The organism is Acinetobacter sp. AS23, from assembly GCF_023612055.1.
Taxonomy (GTDB): Bacteria; Pseudomonadota; Gammaproteobacteria; order Pseudomonadales; family Moraxellaceae; genus Acinetobacter; species Acinetobacter oleivorans.
Map to the genome: position 1 here is coordinate 2,214,506 of NZ_CP082274.1, position 17,254 is coordinate 2,231,759.

Annotated in this window: 22 protein-coding genes; all 22 read right to left on the bottom strand. The window is 37.9% G+C overall.

The annotated features are described in order from the left end of the window. Positions 1 to 137 precede the first annotated feature (137 nt). The 22 genes from K6I41_RS10310 to K6I41_RS10415 all read right to left on the bottom strand — a co-directional run bounded on the left by K6I41_RS10310 (position 138) and on the right by K6I41_RS10415 (position 17,210). The gene (locus K6I41_RS10310; protein WP_002121360.1) at positions 138 to 503 is read right to left on the bottom strand and encodes a lipopolysaccharide assembly protein LapA domain-containing protein; all 366 of its coding nucleotides are present in this window, start codon (positions 501 to 503) and stop codon (positions 138 to 140) included. A gap of 25 nt (positions 504 to 528) precedes the next feature. Beyond that, the gene (locus K6I41_RS10315) at positions 529 to 831 is read right to left on the bottom strand and encodes an integration host factor subunit beta (protein ID WP_003651488.1); all 303 of its coding nucleotides are present in this window, start codon (positions 829 to 831) and stop codon (positions 529 to 531) included. A 156-nt stretch (positions 832 to 987) separates the two neighbouring features. Continuing rightward, positions 988 to 2,661: a 30S ribosomal protein S1 gene (rpsA, locus tag K6I41_RS10320; RefSeq protein WP_004792715.1), complete on the bottom strand. Its 1,674-nt coding sequence runs from the start codon at positions 2,659 to 2,661 to the stop codon at positions 988 to 990. 111 nt (positions 2,662 to 2,772) lie between these two features. After that, the gene (cmk, locus tag K6I41_RS10325; protein ID WP_250374246.1) at positions 2,773 to 3,453 is read right to left on the bottom strand and encodes a (d)CMP kinase; all 681 of its coding nucleotides are present in this window, start codon (positions 3,451 to 3,453) and stop codon (positions 2,773 to 2,775) included. A 10-nt stretch (positions 3,454 to 3,463) separates the two neighbouring features. Next, positions 3,464 to 3,904, bottom strand: a complete 441-nt coding sequence (locus tag K6I41_RS10330) for an SRPBCC family protein (protein ID WP_013198075.1) — start codon at positions 3,902 to 3,904, stop codon at positions 3,464 to 3,466. 68 nt (positions 3,905 to 3,972) lie between these two features. After that, positions 3,973 to 4,476: a tRNA adenosine(34) deaminase TadA gene (gene tadA / locus K6I41_RS10335; protein ID WP_004792719.1), complete on the bottom strand. Its 504-nt coding sequence runs from the start codon at positions 4,474 to 4,476 to the stop codon at positions 3,973 to 3,975. A 4-nt stretch (positions 4,477 to 4,480) separates the two neighbouring features. After that, positions 4,481 to 5,605, bottom strand: coding sequence for an enoyl-CoA hydratase/isomerase family protein (locus K6I41_RS10340; protein ID WP_111853773.1), 1,125 nt, complete (start codon positions 5,603 to 5,605; stop codon positions 4,481 to 4,483). Further along, positions 5,602 to 6,315, bottom strand: coding sequence for a uracil-DNA glycosylase (gene ung / locus K6I41_RS10345; protein WP_250374247.1), 714 nt, complete (start codon positions 6,313 to 6,315; stop codon positions 5,602 to 5,604). Before ung ends, K6I41_RS10340 begins: the two co-directional genes overlap by 4 nt. Positions 6,316 to 6,368: 53 nt before the next feature. Continuing rightward, positions 6,369 to 6,965 carry a 6-pyruvoyl trahydropterin synthase family protein gene (locus tag K6I41_RS10350; RefSeq protein WP_004792725.1) on the bottom strand — a complete coding sequence of 199 codons (597 nt, stop codon included), beginning with the start codon at positions 6,963 to 6,965 and terminating at the stop codon, positions 6,369 to 6,371. Positions 6,966 to 7,193: 228 nt separating this feature from the next. Further along, complete coding sequence (gene gspK, locus K6I41_RS10355) at positions 7,194 to 8,153, bottom strand: type II secretion system minor pseudopilin GspK (protein WP_250374248.1); 960 nt, start codon at positions 8,151 to 8,153, stop codon at positions 7,194 to 7,196. Further along, positions 8,153 to 8,908 (bottom strand): type II secretion system minor pseudopilin GspJ, encoded by a 756-nt coding sequence (gspJ, locus tag K6I41_RS10360; RefSeq protein WP_250374249.1) that lies wholly within the window; start codon positions 8,906 to 8,908, stop codon positions 8,153 to 8,155. Before gspJ ends, gspK begins: the two co-directional genes overlap by 1 nt. Then, a complete protein-coding gene (gene gspI, locus K6I41_RS10365; RefSeq protein ID WP_250374250.1) occupies positions 8,908 to 9,288 on the bottom strand; it encodes a type II secretion system minor pseudopilin GspI in 381 nt (126 codons plus the stop codon). The genes gspJ and gspI overlap by 1 nt, the downstream gene beginning before the upstream one ends. Next, positions 9,278 to 9,832 carry a type II secretion system protein gene (locus tag K6I41_RS10370; RefSeq protein WP_005304714.1) on the bottom strand — a complete coding sequence of 185 codons (555 nt, stop codon included), beginning with the start codon at positions 9,830 to 9,832 and terminating at the stop codon, positions 9,278 to 9,280. Before K6I41_RS10370 ends, gspI begins: the two co-directional genes overlap by 11 nt. A gap of 9 nt (positions 9,833 to 9,841) precedes the next feature. Then, positions 9,842 to 10,450, bottom strand: a complete 609-nt coding sequence (locus K6I41_RS10375; RefSeq protein ID WP_013198082.1) for a TetR/AcrR family transcriptional regulator — start codon at positions 10,448 to 10,450, stop codon at positions 9,842 to 9,844. Positions 10,451 to 10,486: 36 nt separating this feature from the next. After that, positions 10,487 to 11,260: a TatD family hydrolase gene (locus K6I41_RS10380; protein ID WP_250374251.1), complete on the bottom strand. Its 774-nt coding sequence runs from the start codon at positions 11,258 to 11,260 to the stop codon at positions 10,487 to 10,489. 17 nt (positions 11,261 to 11,277) lie between these two features. After that, on the bottom strand, positions 11,278 to 11,619 hold the full coding sequence (locus K6I41_RS10385; protein ID WP_003651467.1) for a PilZ domain-containing protein: 342 nt from the start codon (positions 11,617 to 11,619) through the stop codon (positions 11,278 to 11,280). 10 nt (positions 11,620 to 11,629) lie between these two features. Next, on the bottom strand, positions 11,630 to 12,610 hold the full coding sequence (locus K6I41_RS10390; protein ID WP_250374252.1) for a DNA polymerase III delta subunit-related protein: 981 nt from the start codon (positions 12,608 to 12,610) through the stop codon (positions 11,630 to 11,632). Between the two features lie 13 nt (positions 12,611 to 12,623). Next, positions 12,624 to 13,385, bottom strand: coding sequence for a 3-deoxy-manno-octulosonate cytidylyltransferase (gene kdsB, locus K6I41_RS10395; RefSeq protein ID WP_199942173.1), 762 nt, complete (start codon positions 13,383 to 13,385; stop codon positions 12,624 to 12,626). Positions 13,386 to 13,394: 9 nt separating this feature from the next. Then, positions 13,395 to 14,405 carry a tetraacyldisaccharide 4'-kinase gene (gene lpxK / locus K6I41_RS10400; protein WP_013198086.1) on the bottom strand — a complete coding sequence of 337 codons (1,011 nt, stop codon included), beginning with the start codon at positions 14,403 to 14,405 and terminating at the stop codon, positions 13,395 to 13,397. A 2-nt stretch (positions 14,406 to 14,407) separates the two neighbouring features. Next, positions 14,408 to 16,135 carry a lipid A export permease/ATP-binding protein MsbA gene (gene msbA / locus K6I41_RS10405; protein ID WP_013198087.1) on the bottom strand — a complete coding sequence of 576 codons (1,728 nt, stop codon included), beginning with the start codon at positions 16,133 to 16,135 and terminating at the stop codon, positions 14,408 to 14,410. Next, positions 16,132 to 16,560 (bottom strand): ExbD/TolR family protein, encoded by a 429-nt coding sequence (locus K6I41_RS10410; RefSeq protein WP_004642621.1) that lies wholly within the window; start codon positions 16,558 to 16,560, stop codon positions 16,132 to 16,134. Before K6I41_RS10410 ends, msbA begins: the two co-directional genes overlap by 4 nt. A 14-nt stretch (positions 16,561 to 16,574) precedes the next feature. Continuing rightward, complete coding sequence (locus K6I41_RS10415) at positions 16,575 to 17,210, bottom strand: MotA/TolQ/ExbB proton channel family protein (protein ID WP_013198088.1); 636 nt, start codon at positions 17,208 to 17,210, stop codon at positions 16,575 to 16,577. Positions 17,211 to 17,254: the final 44 nt, after the last annotated feature.

Consider the following 17,254-nt stretch of genomic DNA (forward strand, 5'->3'; position numbering starts at 1 on the left):
GAATGTATAAGGAAGGCTTTCAAATTTAGAGACAATAATTTTATAGAGACTTATGTTTAGAAAAATACAAACAAGAACAGGCTAATAAATTAAGGAAAATACTACTCTTTACTCATTAATAAAGAGTAGTACGGGGATTATAGCGGAGTAGAGTTTTTATCTTGCGGATAAATATCTACAACGGTTTTTTCATGTCTTACATTTGCAGCTGCCTCAGCTGCTGCTAATTGAGCACTTTGGATTTGTTCTTTTCTTAAATGGTCAATATCTTTACGCAGGCGTTTAATTTCCCAACCTTTTTGGAATACTCTGAAAACCTGCACACCTAACAAAAGACCAACCACTGTTCCAAGCACCAATGTGAGTAGCAATAATAAGCCTAAACGCATAGCTGGAACTTGGGTAAATAACAAATCAACAGACAGCTCTGTTGGATTTTGCAATACAAGTGCTAAAGAATAACCAAATACAACAATAAGCAATGCAATTAAAATATAACGCATAGGCACCCCGCTTATAAATTTTTATTTATTTCCCGGATTCGTTGACTGCATCACGCAGTGCTTTACCGGGTTTGAAATGTGGAACAGCTTTAGCTGCCACTTCTACTGATCTTCCTGTTTTAGGATTACGACCAACTCTTGGATCACGGTGGTGTAAAGCAAAGCTACCGAAACCACGGATTTCAATTCGATTATCAGTTGATAGGGCCTCTATCATTTGATCAATCATAATTTTAACCGCCTCTTCCACCAAAGGTTCAGCTAAGTGTGGGTTTTTCAGCGCAATGCGTTCAATCAAATCAGACTTATTAAGAGCTTCAGTAGTCATCTACGACCTCGTTATTTATTGCTACTCTATGTCGTCTGATAATAACCTGTTTAAATACAAAACGGTAGCGCAGTATGTTGAATACTAGGCTACCGTTTACAGTAATTTGTATAAAAAGTACAATTCCGTTACATGAAACTGTACTTTGTTAACCTATTACTTCATTTGTGCTTTAATCAAATCACCAATAGTCTTAGGACCATTTTCTTGATTTGTTGTTGCTGTACGCAAGCTAGCAACTGCTTCTTTCTCTTCAGCTTCGTCTTTTGCTTTAACAGACAAGTTGATAGAGCGAGATTTACGATCAACGTTGATGATTTTCGCTTCAACTTCTTGACCAACTTCTAAGAATTTAGTTGCATCTTCAACGCGGTCACGGTTGATTTCAGAAGCTTTAAGAGTAGCTTCTACTTCGTCAGCCAACTTAACAGTTGCGCCACGAGCATCAACTGCAGTTACAGTACCTTTAACTAAAGCACCGCGTTCGTTAGCAGCTAAGAAATCATTGAACGGATCGCTGTTCAATTGCTTGATACCAAGGCTGATACGGTTACCTTCAGCGTCTACAGACAAGATAACAGCTTCAACAGTGTCACCTTTCTTGTAACGACGAATAGCTTCTTCACCTTGCTCGTTCCAAGAAATATCAGACAAGTGTACTAAACCGTCGATACCGCCGTTCAAGCCAATGAAGATACCAAAGTCAGTGATAGACTTGATAGTACCAGATACTTTTTCGCCTTTCTCATGAGCTTTAGCAAACTCTTCCCATGGGTTAGCACGAGTTTGTTTGATACCAAGGCTGATACGACGACGTTCTTCGTCAACTTCAAGAACCATAACATCAACTTCATCACCAATCTGAACAACTTTAGATGGGTGGATGTTTTTGTTAGTGTGGTCCATTTCAGAAACGTGAACTAAACCTTCAACGCCTTCAGCGATTTCAGCGAAACAACCGTAGTCAGTTAAGTTAGTTACACGAGCTTTAACGATAGAACCTTTAGGGTAACGGCTCATGATCGCTAACCATGGATCTTCGCCTAATTGCTTAAGGCCTAAAGATACGCGGTTACGCTCACGGTCGAATTTAAGTACTTTAACAGTAACTTCTTGACCAACTTCAACAACTTCTGAAGGGTGTTTGATACGTTTCCAAGCCATATCTGTGATATGGAGAAGACCGTCAATACCGCCAAGATCAACGAATGCGCCGTAATCAGTAAGGTTTTTGATTGTACCTGTAACTGTTTGACCTTCTTCAAGTTGAGCAAGTAATGCTTCACGGTCAGCAGAAGATTCAGCTTCCATAACAGCACGACGAGATACAACAACGTTATTACGTTTAGCATCAAGTTTGATTACTTTAAACTCTAACTCTTTACCTTCAAGGTGAGTAGTGTCACGGATAGGACGAGTGTCAACTAATGAACCTGGTAAGAATGCACGAACAGGACCGATGTCAACAGTGAAACCGCCTTTAACTTTACCAGAGATAACACCAGTAACGATTTCGCCATCTTCAAAGATTTTTTCAAGTTTAGTCCAAGTTTCAGCACGCTTAGCTTTTTCACGTGATAAAACTGTTTGACCCATACCGTTGTCAAGAGCTTCAACAACTACGTCAACAGTATCACCAACCTGAACTTCAAGTTCACGTTGTTCATTTAAAAATTCAGCACGGTCAACAATGCCTTCAGACTTTAGGCCAGTGTCAACAGTTACCCAGTCGCTATCGATGTTTACAACAACACCTTGGATGACTGCACCCTTTTCAACGTTGAGGTTTAATTCACTTTCTTCAAAGAGGGCTGCAAAAGATTCGGTCATGATATACCTGATAAATTCAGCGGTCTTGGATCAGACAAGGCCGGTTTAGTTAAGTATCAACATAGTCTTTATAGACTGATCAAGCTATGCTTCAACTGATAATTCTATTTGCTAAATGGTACGGCTATCGACATAATCAACCATCAACTTAAATACCTGATCGATCGTTAATTCCGAACTATCAATGATATAAGCGTCTTTGGCTGGCTTGAGCGGAGCAACTTCTCGCTCCATATCTCTTTTGTCACGCGCCTGTATATTAGCTAAAATGTCGTTTATTTTAGCATCTAGGCCCATGCCCTGCAACTGTTTTACTCTTCTCTCAGCACGCGACTCAGCCGAAGCAGTCAGATAAATTTTTGCATTTGCTTCTGGAAAAATAGCTGTAGCCATATCACGGCCATCTGCAACTAAGCCAGGTTTTTGTGCAAAAGCTCTTTGCCTCTCAAATAATGCCTGTCTAAGTTCAGGAATTACCGCAACTTTCGATGCATATTCACCCACATGTTCTGTACGAATTGTTTGAGATACATCTTCACCATCTAGAAAAACTAGAATACCTGTTGCGGAAGTTTCAAATTTAATATCTAGTTGACGTGCATATTGAATACATTCGTCGAGTTGACTGTCTAATTTCTCTAATAAATCGTGTTTATGTAATGACAACCCCAATAAACGATATAAGGCACCAGAATCGAGTAAGTGATATTGATAATATGCTGCAAGTTTTGCCGCCAATGTCCCTTTACCCGAACCACTCGGACCATCAATAGTAATAATTTGAACTGTCATTGAACTCTCACTAAGAAGCAACTGCTTTAGCTAATCTCGAAAAGCCTAGTGTAATGGCTAGTTTTAGCTGTGCAAGGATTAATTTACTTACCACTGGAGCTTTTGCCGTTAACTCGATGCGATATGTAACTAAAGTTATGTATGGGGTGATTTCAGAAAACTCTATTCGACCTAAATGGTGTTTAATCAAAGGATTGTCTATTAATTTATATTCAATGCTTTTATTTTCTTCAAGCAAGGTAATTTCTTCTTTGATTGGCTTGATTGGGCCAAACCCCATACGACGAACTGAACCCAAACCATCAGGTCTTTTAGAATCTGCTGAGTCTTTCACACGTACGACTTGTAATGGCGCAAAAGCAGTATTGTAAGTTGCATGTTTAGAAAGCAAATTAAATACGTCACTAAGAGGAGCATTAAATTCTTTTTTTACGGTAATTACATTACGCATTGAATATTCCTTATTAAAAAAACATGGCAGTAAAATTGCGTTAGTTTGCCATAAACTCGTGTTACTTTTTAATCATTTAAGGACGTTTTCTGTTGTTTTTCTTGTTTCTTTTGCTCGCGTCTTTGTTTAAAAAAATGACTGAGTTGTTGGGCACATTTTTCTTGTAAACAACCTTGTTGAAAGGTAAATCGATGATTGTAATAACCATCTTGTAGTAACTGACGAGCACTTACCAATGAACCCGCTTTCGGTTCTGTTGTACCAAAAACCACATGTTTAATTCTTGCATGTACTAATGCACCTACACACATTGTGCATGGTTCAAGAGTGACATATAAAGTCGCATCGTCAGGTAATCGATAATTATTTAATGATAAGCATGCTGCACGGATAGCTTGAATTTCTGCATGTGCAGTTGGGTCTAACAAACTAATTGGAGCATTATAGCCAGATCCAATCACTCGATTTTGACTTACTACAATCGCACCGACAGGAATTTCACCCTGTTGTGCAGCTAATTCAGCTTGCTCGTAAGCAAGCTGCATCCAATATTCATCACTATATTCAGTCATGTATTTAGGTGATCACACCGTGTTGTCTAAGTAACGCATTCCAGCTATCTATTGAAGTCACTGGCGGACAATCAGCTAATATGCCTCTTAAGCTTAAGTCTTCACATGGTTTCCATTCTGGTGATAAATCTTTATCAACTAACCGTGCACGAACCCCTTCAACAAAGTCAGGATGACGAATTTTCCACTCAGAGATCTGAGCTTCAAGATCAAATACCTCATCCCAAGAATGTATCTGTTTACCCCATTGCCACAGCAACCAAGTGATTGCCGCAGTACTAGGAGATCCTTTCTGTAAGTTCTCACTCGCTTGGCGTAACCAATCACTGCTCGCATCACGCAAGCTCACAATAGCTTGATAATCTTGTTCAAAATTAAAACCGCGGCAAACGCTATGAATCACATCAAGTGAGTTTTGTAATGGACCTGCAGCAACCGGACGATGCAAACTATTTAAAGTATCATCAATTGCGCGGAAATCCCCAGCAGGATAATGAGCCCAATTAATATTTAAAACTTTTTGCAAAACATTATCACGCTGTGCTTCACAAATATGTGTAGCCCAACCGATGCTATATGCGCCAGCGGCTGTCATGATTGAACCAGTTAAACCAGTAAACAAGCCTATTGGACCACGATCTGCCAAGAAGCGGCTCGCCCCTACATCCGGATATAAACCAATATTAATTTCAGGCATTGCTAAACGAGAATATGGAGTTACTAGACGGAATGGTGCTGCCATAAACAAGCCCAAACCACCACCCATAACATAACCTTCGCCCCAAACAACTACAGGCTTAGCATAATTATGTAAGAGTAAATCCAAAGCATATTCTTGCTGGAAAAACTTATTCGCCGTGTCTACTTCTTGATTTATAACAAGTTGACGTAATTTTCTAACATCACCACCTGCACAAAAAGCTTTTGGTGTAGTTGAATCTAACCAAATTGCTTTAACGCTCTCATCATCACGGAAATCTTCAAATACTCGTAATAATGCCGTTACGATTGATTCATCTAAAGCATGCAATGATTTAGGACGATTCAAACGTACTATACGCCAGCCGTTTTTTGCTTCTTCGACCACCAAGTCCGGGTGATAGTTATTTAGATTGGGAGAGTTCATCATGCGTCCAATTGCCAGTCTATGGGCTCAATGCCATGTTGTTTCAAATATTGATTTGTTTTTGAGAACACTTTACATCCAAAAAAACCACCTCTGTTTGCAGCAAGGGGCGATGGATGTGCAGCGGTTAAAACCAAGTGTTTATCTCTATTTATACGTTGTCCTTTGCGCTGTGCATAAGCACCCCACAAAATAAATACTATATGTTCTCTTTGCTCATTCAGGACATCAATGACTTCATCAGTAAATGCTTCCCAACCTTGCTTTTGATGTGAGGTTGGCTGCCCAGCTTCAACAGTAAGCACACTGTTCAGTAAAAGTACGCCTTGCATAGCCCATTTCGTTAAGTCGCCATGACGAGGAGCTGGAATACCCAAATCTGTATGTAATTCATGAAAAATATTACGTAAAGATGGTGGTAATGCAATACCTTTTTGAACGGAGAAACTTAATCCATTTGCTTGGTTTGGTCCATGATATGGATCTTGTCCAAGAATAACGACCTTCACATCAGCCAATGGTGTCGTATTTAGAGCACTAAAGATTTGTTTACTCGGTGGATATATTATTTTTTGTGCTTGTTTCTCTTGAAATAAGAAATCGCGCAAATTATCCATTTGAGGGCTTAACAAAAAAGGCGCTAAAGATAGTTTCCAGCTTTCTTCTAATTGAACTTTACTGAGTTTATCTTGCTGTTGCTCAGTTAATTGCATTAATGTCATCCTAGATCAATTTTCAATTCTACAAATACTGTAAGTAATTCGACTTATACTTCGACTTGTAAATCAACTTGAGGATTATTAAATTTAATCCCATTTTTCAAGTCTTCATACATTTGAGGATTTGCCCACTCTATCTGAATTTGTTCTGAAAAAACAATTCCATCGAGACTTAAAATCCCCATTTGTTCATTTTGAATATCTTCAATAAAGCTTTGTGCATATCCAGTATCAGTCTCATGAACAATCACTGAATAAACCTCAACATCACCTTCCCCATTTTGAGTGATGGTTGATTGTAAAACTTGCTGAGCTAGATAAAAGAAAATACGTGAAAACTGTTCAGCCGAAGGTGAAACAGGTAAAGAAATCCAACGAGCACTAAAAGTCTGACAAGCATCAATGTATTGAGAATCATCTTTTTCCCAAAAACAGATTGCATGATCAAAGCTGTCAATAAGGTCTTTTATTACCCCTTTTAGAAGCCCAAAATCATAAACCATTTGTCCATGATCTAATTTCGAAGCTTTAAGCAATAATTCGACTTTATAGCTATGTCCATGAATTGATCGCTTACAACGATCCGATGTACAGTTTCGTACAACATGTGCATTTTCAAACTTAAATAACTTACGAATTAACATGTGCCAAATCGATCATTCCTTCTAGGAACATTATTATAAAGCAAAAGACGAAAACTTCGCACCACTTTTCAATTAGAAACAATTAGCGAAAAGTATGATAAGACTTGTGAAGAAATATTGAAGATAAATATATAGAAAATTTATCTTCATTTTATTTTGTCATTAGAGAAGTTTCTAACTATGACTTTTTAACAACATGATAAAAATAAATAATTCAAAACTTTTCAATTAGTTAAATGGTGACATATTTCTAGAATAAACATAAACCTGCTTATCATTACGCATTAGTGCACTTGTAAATTGTCTTTTTCGATTATTTAGCACGACCTCAATTTGTGCTTGAAAAAAACTCGACTTCACATCTAACAAGCTATTCACCTCAGTTCTCTTTTGAGTGTCGACTGTTGAAAAAGCATTCAATTGCCATAATTCATCAACATTTTGAAAGAATTTTAAATTTTGTTGACGCATCTGAAGCTCTTTTTCTACCGCCCCTAAATCTAATTTTGGATCAATACTCGCCAAAACTAATGGCGAGGCGGTATTAATATTCACTTTTGTATTTTCAGGTAATGCAGAAATATAAGGAGCAATTAAATCATATTTCTTACCTTCAAACCCTCTTACTAATTTTAGCTCTTCAATACGATGAAATTTAGCATTTGAAGCTAAATAGCTAGGATCAAGACCTTCATAATAACTGCTTTCAGCACCCATAGGCCCAGATGGTTCGTCATCTGAATCTTGCCAATCGATGACTGCTTGACTTAATTCTGCTGGCAAGCCTACACGTATAAGTAGTCGCTCAAACCAATTTTTAGCAGCTTCGTTTACCTTACCTTCATTCGTCGTCAAATTGTTTAGGTTAAATTTGCCTGACTCATCCAATAAACGTCCTGATACTGATCCATCTTCTATTGGAAAAGGTGGCATCGGCTGTGCCCATGTTTCTTTTAAATGATCAACGCCACCTGCATTGTTTGCATCTTGAATTAATAATTCAGAAAAAAAGGCCTCTGCACTTTTTGCATACAGTAATGACTGATTTTGACGCATCAAATAGCCAGTATTTTCCATGGTATTAGTTTGATGCTTTGCAATAGAAGCAGCTAAAATTGTAGCCAAAGCAACCATAATTAGAATGGTGAGCAAAGCAACGCCTTGCTGGCTTTTTTTATAATGCAACACTATCCCACTCCTTTATTGGAGAGCGATAAATCACCTTGATTTAAGCTATAAATCCACTCATAACTTACACCAGCAACTGTGAGTTGTATTTTTATTCCTTTCGGCAACTTTCTAAATTCTTCAGGTTTTGTAGGATCAATATTAATTTCTGGCCACTTTGTCACTTCTTGAGGCGTGAGTACCATAATTTGAAATTGTTCAACTTGGCTCAACAGCGTACTTGATAGTGGTTGCTCTCTGTTTGAAGTATTTAAATTACTATACTTAAGACGATAAAGCTTTTTTTGATCAGGATCATATCGATATTCGATACGCTCAAAAGGTGATAACCCTTGCTTTAAGGGGTCCGTAACACCTGCCTTGCTAAAGTGAAGAACTTGATTATCAAGTTCTAAAGCTGGACGTAGTTGCCCGCCTTGATTAGCCGATAAAGGTATAATTTGCAACGTATCACGTAAAATTTGTTGATAAGCATCTTGTAATTCAAATAACTGCACTTCGTGTTGTGCATTACGATCACGGACTTTTAATAAATAATCAAAAATCTTCCAACCCAACAAAGATAGAACAGCAAAAATTGCAATTGCGACTAAAAGCTCAACTAAAGTAAATCCTGAGCGAGGATTAACAAAGCGAAGCTTTGTCTGAGCGCAAGACGAAGAGCTGTGCTCGGAGTAACCTCTCATCATCTGCTCCGATCGTGCAGCAAGATGAGAAACTGGACTTCTCGAGCGAAGATATTTATTTTTTATCATTATTTTGCTTTCATTGGATAATTAAAAAATACCAAGTGGGTAATACCATTTTGAACTTTCCCTTTATCAGAATCATATAAGCTAATTTGCAAATCTACTTTCTGAACATTAGGGCTGACTGTAGATTCAGCAGATTTATCAATCTGCCAGATTTCACCTTGAGAAGTAACTTGCTTACTTTGAGTACCTTGAAGCCACTCTTGATTTATCTCCATTAAGGCAACTTCATTCATTGCTACAAACTGAGCTTTTGTTCTAAGAATTGCATTTGAGGTAGATTGGGTATATTGCATGGCCACTTTAGTTAACGCGACGGCAGCTACCGCAAAAATTGCTAAAGCTACCATTACCTCTAATAGAGTAAAGCCTTTAGATTTCATTTATTTTACCCAAATGATCAATCTGTATTTCTGAACCAATTGGTTTTTGTTCAAAGTAAAACTGTATTTTAACTGTTTTAGCTTCACCATTTCCAAACCAGATTAACTGCGGAGCCTGCCCACCAATTAAATCTGTATTTGTAGCTTTTGAATAGGTTTGACCATCTAGAGGTTGTACTGTAAACGATACATGTTTAGGCAATTGGCGTGTAGTAAATTCTGGGTATTTCTGCCAACGATTTTTTAAATCTTGTACCTGTAATTTACTCTGATCGTGGTATTCATACAGCTCATAAGAAAATGGAGAAACATCAGTTTCACTCATAGTAGATAGGGCTAAAACACGAGACTGATCAAGTGACTCTTTACCAATTTTATGTGCATCAAGCAAAAACAACTCTCTTGCTTGCATCGCTTTCTTTTGGTCAACGCCACCTATATTAAGTACCACAAGAGAGGTCATAATCGTCATAATAACAATCACTACCATCACTTCAATGAGGGTAAAACCTTTTTGTGATTTAGGCGGTGATTGAGATTTCATATCGACCTATTAAGCATATTGTTCAGCAGTTTGTTTAGGTAAGGCTAATGCCTGATCAATATAAGCCACTCTTAAGGTGTCCCGTGAACCTAAATAGCGTTGGTAAAAACTTGAGTTGAGAATAGCTGCTGCACCATGAGTTAACGACCAAATAGAAGCCAGATAATCTCGAGTTGTCATATTGCTTTGAATCGATTCTAAATAGTGATCTGTCATGCGAATGATAATTCGTAATCGCTGTTTACGCACTTGATAAAGCTCATTAAAAAGGTGATGCACACCTTGAGCTGTAATCGAAAGTTTTTCCTCAATTTGATGAAATAAAACTGTCCGTTCAGGATGGTGTAAATGATGCAGCATAAAAAAGGCCAAATGTTCTGGAAAGGCCTTTTCAGTATCTTGAACCATTTCGAGTAACATACGTTCATTACGAATAATCAACAGCATGTACAATTCATCTTTACTTTGAAAGTGTTTGTACAAAGTTCCTTTTGCTAAATCAAGCTCAGCAGCCAAGACATCAAGTGTCATTCCGGCTTCGCCATTTTCTAGCAATAATTGCTCCGCAACCTGAAATATTAATACTTCTCTTGCTCGGAACTGAGCCTGACGATCCATCTTCACGCAATTACTCTCTTATATAGTTTCTATAACTTAAATCGCTTTTAGCAAGTTCTCAAAATTTTGTGAGGTGATCATTGCAATTTCCTCAACCGATTTATCATATACATCGCTGAGTGCTTTGGCTACATAAGGTACATATTTTGGTTCATTTGTTTTTCCACGGTATGGAACAGGTGCTAAATAAGGGCTATCTGTTTCAATTAAAAGCCGATCTAATGGCACTTGTTTAACTACATCACGCAAGTCTTGTGCATTTTTAAATGACACAATACCTGAAAAAGAAATGTAATAACCACAATCCAAAACAGCCTTTGCTGTTTCCCAATCTTCGGTAAAACAATGCAAAATTCCATGAGTGGAGTTTTCAGCACGAATAATATCTACCGTATCATGCTTTGCTGAACGCGTATGAACGACAACCGGTTTTTTTACAGTTTTCGAAGCTTGGATATGTCTTGCAAAACATGCCTTTTGCTCTTCAACAAAATCTGTACTGTGGTAGTAGTCCAGTCCCGTTTCACCCAGAGCCCATACTTTTTTCGACTGAGCCAATTCAATCAAGTATTCGGTCGTGGCACGAGCTATCGTATCGACATCTTCACAAGGATGAACACCTACCGTATAACCAACGTCTTCATGTCTCTTTGCAATCTCTGCTAGTGCAATGTGGTCATCAAGATCAACGGATATTGCCATAAATTTAGACACACCTTCTGCTCGCGCTGCTGCAAGCGCAAGGTCCAGATCGCCGTTATAAGGCGTTAAATCTAACATCGTTAAATGGCAATGCGTATCAACAAACACTTTTCTATCCTATTTAATTACATGGTATAACTTGGACGATCTAGAGACATACTACCAGCCAAAACTCTTTCTGCCTCAGCTTTATAGTAAATTCCCTTATCTCCACTTAATTGAATAGCAAAACCTTGAGGTTTAAATCCACTCTGCTTGTGCGATATCCAAATCACCTTACCCGTAAGAGGAATTTTTTGAGACTGCTCAGGCAAAGTAGCTAAAATGAAAATTTCTTGTCCCATTTTTACTTTTTGTTTTGATGGCACAAATAGGCCTCCACCTTGCACATATCCCATATAGCTTGCTTGTAAAGTAGCTCTATCAGGAATATTTACCTGAATAATCCCCCCCATTTGTGGCTGCATAATCTTCCCCTTAAATATTCATTAACGTTATAAACAATTGATCTATAATAAGTTGACTTTGTACATTTTGCTCAACAAGCTTTTTTGCTTGTTGTAGTTCACTATAAATATTGAATAAGCTTTCCAAATCGTAATATGGAATTAATTGATCAAAATCTAAATCTGTATTTTTCTGCGGTTGATTTAGCTTGACACAAATTAAATCTCCCAACAAGTACTCAAAAAGTACGATAAAATCGCTAAAACTTAATTCTTTTTGCCATTTTCCTGAGAAAAATAAAGGCATATTTTTTTGAGCTACAATTTTTAGCCAATCATTTAAGAAAATCTGTCGTTTAGTAAACCAATCACTTTTTGCAATTTCTATGGCTTGTAAAGGCATATCATTAGATAGACCAAGCAATAAATCAGGTTGTACTTCTGCAAGTTCAGATAAATGCTCATTCAAATATGAAGTAGCCTGCTCATATGAAATGCGATCTAAAGCAAAGTGCTGCAATCGGCTACGAATAGTAGCTGGTAATTTAAGGTAGTGATCGGCCAATAAAATTAAAACAACACGCTCACCTGGTTCTTCTAAGGTTTTTAATAACGCATTTGAAGATGCCAAGTTAAGAGCTTCAGCAGGTTCAATAAGAATAACGCGCCAACCCTCTCCTGTTTGTTGCACAAAAGGCAGTAAATCTCGAATCTTTTCGATTTTTATTTTTGCATTTTGCTTTTTATTTTCTTCATCTGTTGTGATATGGACATAATTTGGATGAGTATCCGATTTTAACCATTGGCAGCTGCTACACTCACCACAAGCACCATGAGGCTGCTTATTTAGACAAAGCACCCAAGCCAAGAAATGCTTAGCAAAAGCATGTTTCCCACAGCCTTCCTTGCCATAAAATAACAGACCATGTCCAATATTGGGAAACCTTGTTGTTAAGGTGTCCCAAGTTGTTTTCTGCCAAGGATAAATCTTTGAAGTTACATTCGGATTCATTAAAAATTAACGCTTATTCAAAAGATTCGACTGGCATATTATTTAAGCGATCAAGATCAGCTTGAGTATCTACACCAGGTGGTAAATTTGCTTGAGCAACAGCAATCGCAATACGATGTCCATTTTCTAAAACACGTAATTGTTCAAGACTTTCTAATTTTTCAAGCTTACCCATATCCCAATTCACATATTCTTGTAATAAGCTCACTCGATACGCATATAAACCTAAATGACGAAATGCTTGTGTATGTAAAGTCGGTTCATCATGTTTAGCTCCATCCCGATCATAAGGAATAGTTGCTCGGCTAAAATATAAGGCTTCATTTTGTTTAGACATGACTACTTTTACAATACTATCGCGCTGAAATTCATCTAAGGTATGAATAGGCTCGCACAACGTCGACATTGAACAATTTGGTTTATCAACCAAAAGTTTTGCAACTTGCTTAACAAGTTGGGCTGGCAATAAAGGTTCATCTCCCTGAACATTTACAATAATGTCATTAGCATCCCAACCTTTTATACGCGCAACTTCACTTAATCGGTCTGTTCCTGATGGATGATCAGGACTTGTAAGAACAACATCTACACCATCTGCACGACAAATCTCAGCAATACGTTCATCATCTGTTGCCACACATAGATCATCAAAACCCTCGACTTTTTTGGCTTGATCCACTACGCGTAAAATCATAGGACGGTCATGAATAAGCAACAATGGTTTACCTGGCAAACGCGAACTTGAGAAGCGTGCTGGAATGACGATGTGTTTCATTTTTTCTTCCTAAGATAATTGGATATCAAGTTGTTGCAGTTGCTGCTTTAAAACCTGATAACACTCTACAGACAGGATAGCTTTAACAGGAACAACCCAAATAGGCTGTTTAAATTCTGGATATTTTTCAAGCAATGGCAATAATTTAACCGCATCTTTTTCAGTTGTAATAAGTGGCAGTTCATCATTAAAAATTAAATCATCGATTGAGTAATCATGATGGTCGCGAAACGCATGTTCTTGAAATTGTTTCAGGCCTAAATCTTTAAGTGTTTGATAAAAACGCTGTGGAAAGCCAATACCCACTACAGCGTGATAATTACTTTGAGGATTAAAACGGTGTTCGTCCCTTGGCGAAGGATTGAGTAAATATGGCTGCCCAGTCTCAAGATGCATATTTAATTTTGTAGTTGGTTTATAAGCATGTGCAATTACTGTTCCAGTTTCTAAACGCTCAACTGGCTCTCTCAAATATCCTTCAGGTAATAGTTTTTGATTTCCTAAGCCTCGATTTTGGTCAAGTACAATCCACTCGATTTGTCGTCCCAATGCCCAATGCTGCAAACCATCATCACTAATAATTAAATCTACTGATGTTGATGCTAATAAAAGTTCTATTGCAGCCTGCCTATTAGGCCCCACTGCCATTGGTACACTTGTCGATTGAACAATTAATGCAGGCTCATCTCCAACCTGAGTTGCTTGAGCACCCGAAGTAACCAACATTGGAAAAGGACCTATACCACCATATCCACGGCTAATGACCCCAACTTTGACATTATGCTGTTGTAGATAATTCACCAGTTGTATTAATAATGGGGTTTTGCCACTTCCACCTACAGTAATATTACCAATCACCATGACAGGTACAGGTGCCTTATAAACTTTCTTTAAACCCGCAGTATAAAAATTACGATTTAATAGAAACCCAGCACGATACAAACAAGATAATGGACGTAAAGCAATCAACCAACTTGATTGCTTATTCCATGCATTCTGGATCAGCTGGGCCAATGACATGCTTAGTTATCCTCAAAATTACGCTGATGTAATTGATAATAAGCACCATGTTTCTCAAGAAGCTCTTTATGAGTACCTTGCTCAACGATTTGCCCTTGATCCATCACTACAATACGATCAGCATTTTCAATTGTTGATAAACGGTGTGCAATAACGATCGTTGTACGGTCTTGCATCGCTTCATCAAATGCTTGCTGAATAAAATGTTCAGATTCATTATCGAGAGCACTTGTAGCTTCATCTAAAATTAGAATTGGAGCATTCTTTAAGATTGCTCGAGCAATTGCAATTCGTTGACGCTGGCCACCCGATAGATTTAAACCTTGTGCGCCTAAAACAGTATCGTAACCATTTGGCAAATTCATAATGAAGTCATGTGCATAGGCTGCTTTTGCCGCTGCATAGATTTTTTCATCTGATGCGCCTTCCAACTGACCATATGCAATATTTTCACGAACAGTACGGTTAAACAATATAACCTGTTGATTTACCATTGCAATTTGCGTGCGCAGACAAGAAAGTTCAATATTATTAATTGGCAAATCATCTAAATAGATTTGTCCACTCGATACTTCTTGAAAACGTACCAACATATTCACTAATGAACTTTTACCAGCTCCTGAACGACCAACCAATGCTACTGTTTGACCTGGGAGAATATCTAAAGAAAAATCTTTAATAGCTGCTACACCATCAGCATAATTTAATGTCACATGATCAAAACGGATTGCACCATTTAATTTAGGCTTCAATTGACCATTATTTTGCTCTTCAGGTAAATCTAGTAATTCAAAAACAGAATGAGCTGCTGCTAAACCACGTTGTAACTTTTCATTAACATCAGTCAAGCTTTTAACTGGTTTTGCTAATAGACCAGCAGCGGTAAGATAGGCTACAAATTCACCAGCACTTGTATTACCTAAAATCTGAGGTCGCAAAGCTAACCATACAATAAGGGCCATAGCACAAGCCATTACCACCTGAACAACAGGACTATTCAGGTTTTGTACAATCACCATTTTTAAACCACGTTTTAAGTTCTCTTCCGATGACTTATAGAAACGTTTTTGTTCAGATTCTTCACCAGCAAAAGTTTTTACTACAGCATTACCATTAATACTTTCTTGGACAACATGGTTCACATCACCCATCGTATCTTGAACTTGTAACGAAAGCTTTCGCATACGTTTCGAAGCTTTACGTACCAATACACCAATTACTGGTAAAAACACAAAAACGCATAAGGTAAGACGCCAATTGGTATAGAACAGATAGCCTAATAGTCCAATAGTAATCATCCCATCCCTAACAATGGTTCTTAATGATTCTGAAGAAGCAGCTGTTAGCTGTTCAACGTTATACATAATTTTGGCAGTAATATGGCCAGATGAGTTATCTAAGTAATATTGTGCTGGGAGTCTTAAAAGTTTGGCGTAAACTTCCTGACGAATACTAAAAACTAAACTACGGGAAATCACAGCAGTATAGTAGCCGCCCATAAATAGGCCTAAGCCGCGGAAGAATACTAATAAAATAATTAATAACGGGAACCAATCCAAATCTGCTCTACTACTGTTTTGGATTGCATCAATAATAAATTTAATCAATTTAGCAACGGAAACTTCTGTTGCTGAGTTAATACCGAACCCGATAAGTACTAATAAGGCCACGCCCCAATAAGGTTTTAAATAGGCTAAGAGACGCGTATAAACCTTAAAATCTTGATTCACTCAGAAAAACCTCTAGAAGGAACTTTGGTACTAATATTGATGTTAACAAAACCGAGTTGTCCTGCCACATCCATAACGCGAATAACATCCTGATGAGACGCTTTGGCATCCGCAGCAATGATGAACATAAAGTCACGGTGCTCTTGAGCAACTTGCTTAATTGCAGTACTCAGATCAGCAACCTCTTTAGATGAAAGCGCTTGACCATTCACAGCATAATGACCAGCAGAGTCTACCACGACTTCAATTTTATGATCGTACTGTTTTGGTGGAACACCTTGTGCATCTGGTAATGTTAAATTGATGCGACTTGGCTGATTAAAAGTGGTCGACAGCAATAAAAAAACCAAAATGAATAACAAACAGTCAATCATAGGCGTTAAATTGATATGAATGTCTTCAACTTGAGAACGTTTAAACTTCATTTGGCGTCCACCTCTTAACCAACACGGCGGTGTTCAGCTACAGACGAAGAACGTTTATAGAACAATGAAGCATGAAACAAGGTCGATTGCTGTTCTAATTCAGCAATATAATCTTGCACTACTCTTTGGAAATACCGATAAGCAATTAGAGCAGGAATTGCAATTAACATTCCAACAGCCGTGGTAATTAATGCTTTAGAGATACCAGGGATCATTAAACTTGGACTACCAGCCGATCCAAAATCAATCACAAGAAATGACTCAATAATTCCCACCACAGTGCCAAGCAATCCGAGTAACGGCGCTACAGCACTTAAAGTGCCCAAGAAATTAATATTTTTTTCTAAATAGGAAATTTCTTGAGAAGCAGCAACTTCCATTTGCGCGCGAGCAAATTGCTCACCATGTTCGCGATGCTCAAAGCCTGCTTTTAAAATGTGTCCCAATGCACTATTTTGCACTTCTACATTTTGTTCTAAACTTTCCACTATATCTTCAGCTCTTAAAGAGCTCTTACCGCTTAATGCTTCGGGTAGAACTTGTGAACGTCTTAACCGAACAAAACGTTCAATACTGATCGCAACAGTTAAAATTGAGCATAGAATTAAGGGCAGCATCAACCAGCCACCCGCTCTCACAAGTTCCCACATATGTTCTTCCCCAAGAATATAAAATTAGAAATACATGACCCAAC

Coding starts and splice junctions, on each gene's coding strand:
- K6I41_RS10315 (WP_003651488.1), bottom strand. CDS start 831: ATGACTACTGAAGCTCTTAATAAGTCTGATTTGATTGAACGCATTGCG.
- K6I41_RS10415 (WP_013198088.1), bottom strand. CDS start 17,210: ATGTGGGAACTTGTGAGAGCGGGTGGCTGGTTGATGCTGCCCTTAATT.
- K6I41_RS10340 (WP_111853773.1), bottom strand. CDS start 5,605: ATGATGAACTCTCCCAATCTAAATAACTATCACCCGGACTTGGTGGTC.
- K6I41_RS10350 (WP_004792725.1), bottom strand. CDS start 6,965: ATGTTAATTCGTAAGTTATTTAAGTTTGAAAATGCACATGTTGTACGA.
- rpsA (WP_004792715.1), bottom strand. CDS start 2,661: ATGACCGAATCTTTTGCAGCCCTCTTTGAAGAAAGTGAATTAAACCTC.
- K6I41_RS10410 (WP_004642621.1), bottom strand. CDS start 16,560: ATGAAGTTTAAACGTTCTCAAGTTGAAGACATTCATATCAATTTAACG.
- K6I41_RS10310 (WP_002121360.1), bottom strand. CDS start 503: ATGCGTTATATTTTAATTGCATTGCTTATTGTTGTATTTGGTTATTCT.
- ung (WP_250374247.1), bottom strand. CDS start 6,315: ATGCAATTAACTGAGCAACAGCAAGATAAACTCAGTAAAGTTCAATTA.
- gspI (WP_250374250.1), bottom strand. CDS start 9,288: ATGAAATCTAAAGGCTTTACTCTATTAGAGGTAATGGTAGCTTTAGCA.
- K6I41_RS10370 (WP_005304714.1), bottom strand. CDS start 9,832: ATGAAATCTCAATCACCGCCTAAATCACAAAAAGGTTTTACCCTCATT.
- tadA (WP_004792719.1), bottom strand. CDS start 4,476: ATGACTGAATATAGTGATGAATATTGGATGCAGCTTGCTTACGAGCAA.
- K6I41_RS10375 (WP_013198082.1), bottom strand. CDS start 10,450: ATGGATCGTCAGGCTCAGTTCCGAGCAAGAGAAGTATTAATATTTCAG.
- K6I41_RS10390 (WP_250374252.1), bottom strand. CDS start 12,610: ATGAATCCGAATGTAACTTCAAAGATTTATCCTTGGCAGAAAACAACT.
- gspJ (WP_250374249.1), bottom strand. CDS start 8,908: ATGATAAAAAATAAATATCTTCGCTCGAGAAGTCCAGTTTCTCATCTT.
- K6I41_RS10330 (WP_013198075.1), bottom strand. CDS start 3,904: ATGCGTAATGTAATTACCGTAAAAAAAGAATTTAATGCTCCTCTTAGT.
- kdsB (WP_199942173.1), bottom strand. CDS start 13,385: ATGAAACACATCGTCATTCCAGCACGCTTCTCAAGTTCGCGTTTGCCA.
- lpxK (WP_013198086.1), bottom strand. CDS start 14,405: ATGTCATTGGCCCAGCTGATCCAGAATGCATGGAATAAGCAATCAAGT.
- cmk (WP_250374246.1), bottom strand. CDS start 3,453: ATGACAGTTCAAATTATTACTATTGATGGTCCGAGTGGTTCGGGTAAA.
- K6I41_RS10385 (WP_003651467.1), bottom strand. CDS start 11,619: ATGCAGCCACAAATGGGGGGGATTATTCAGGTAAATATTCCTGATAGA.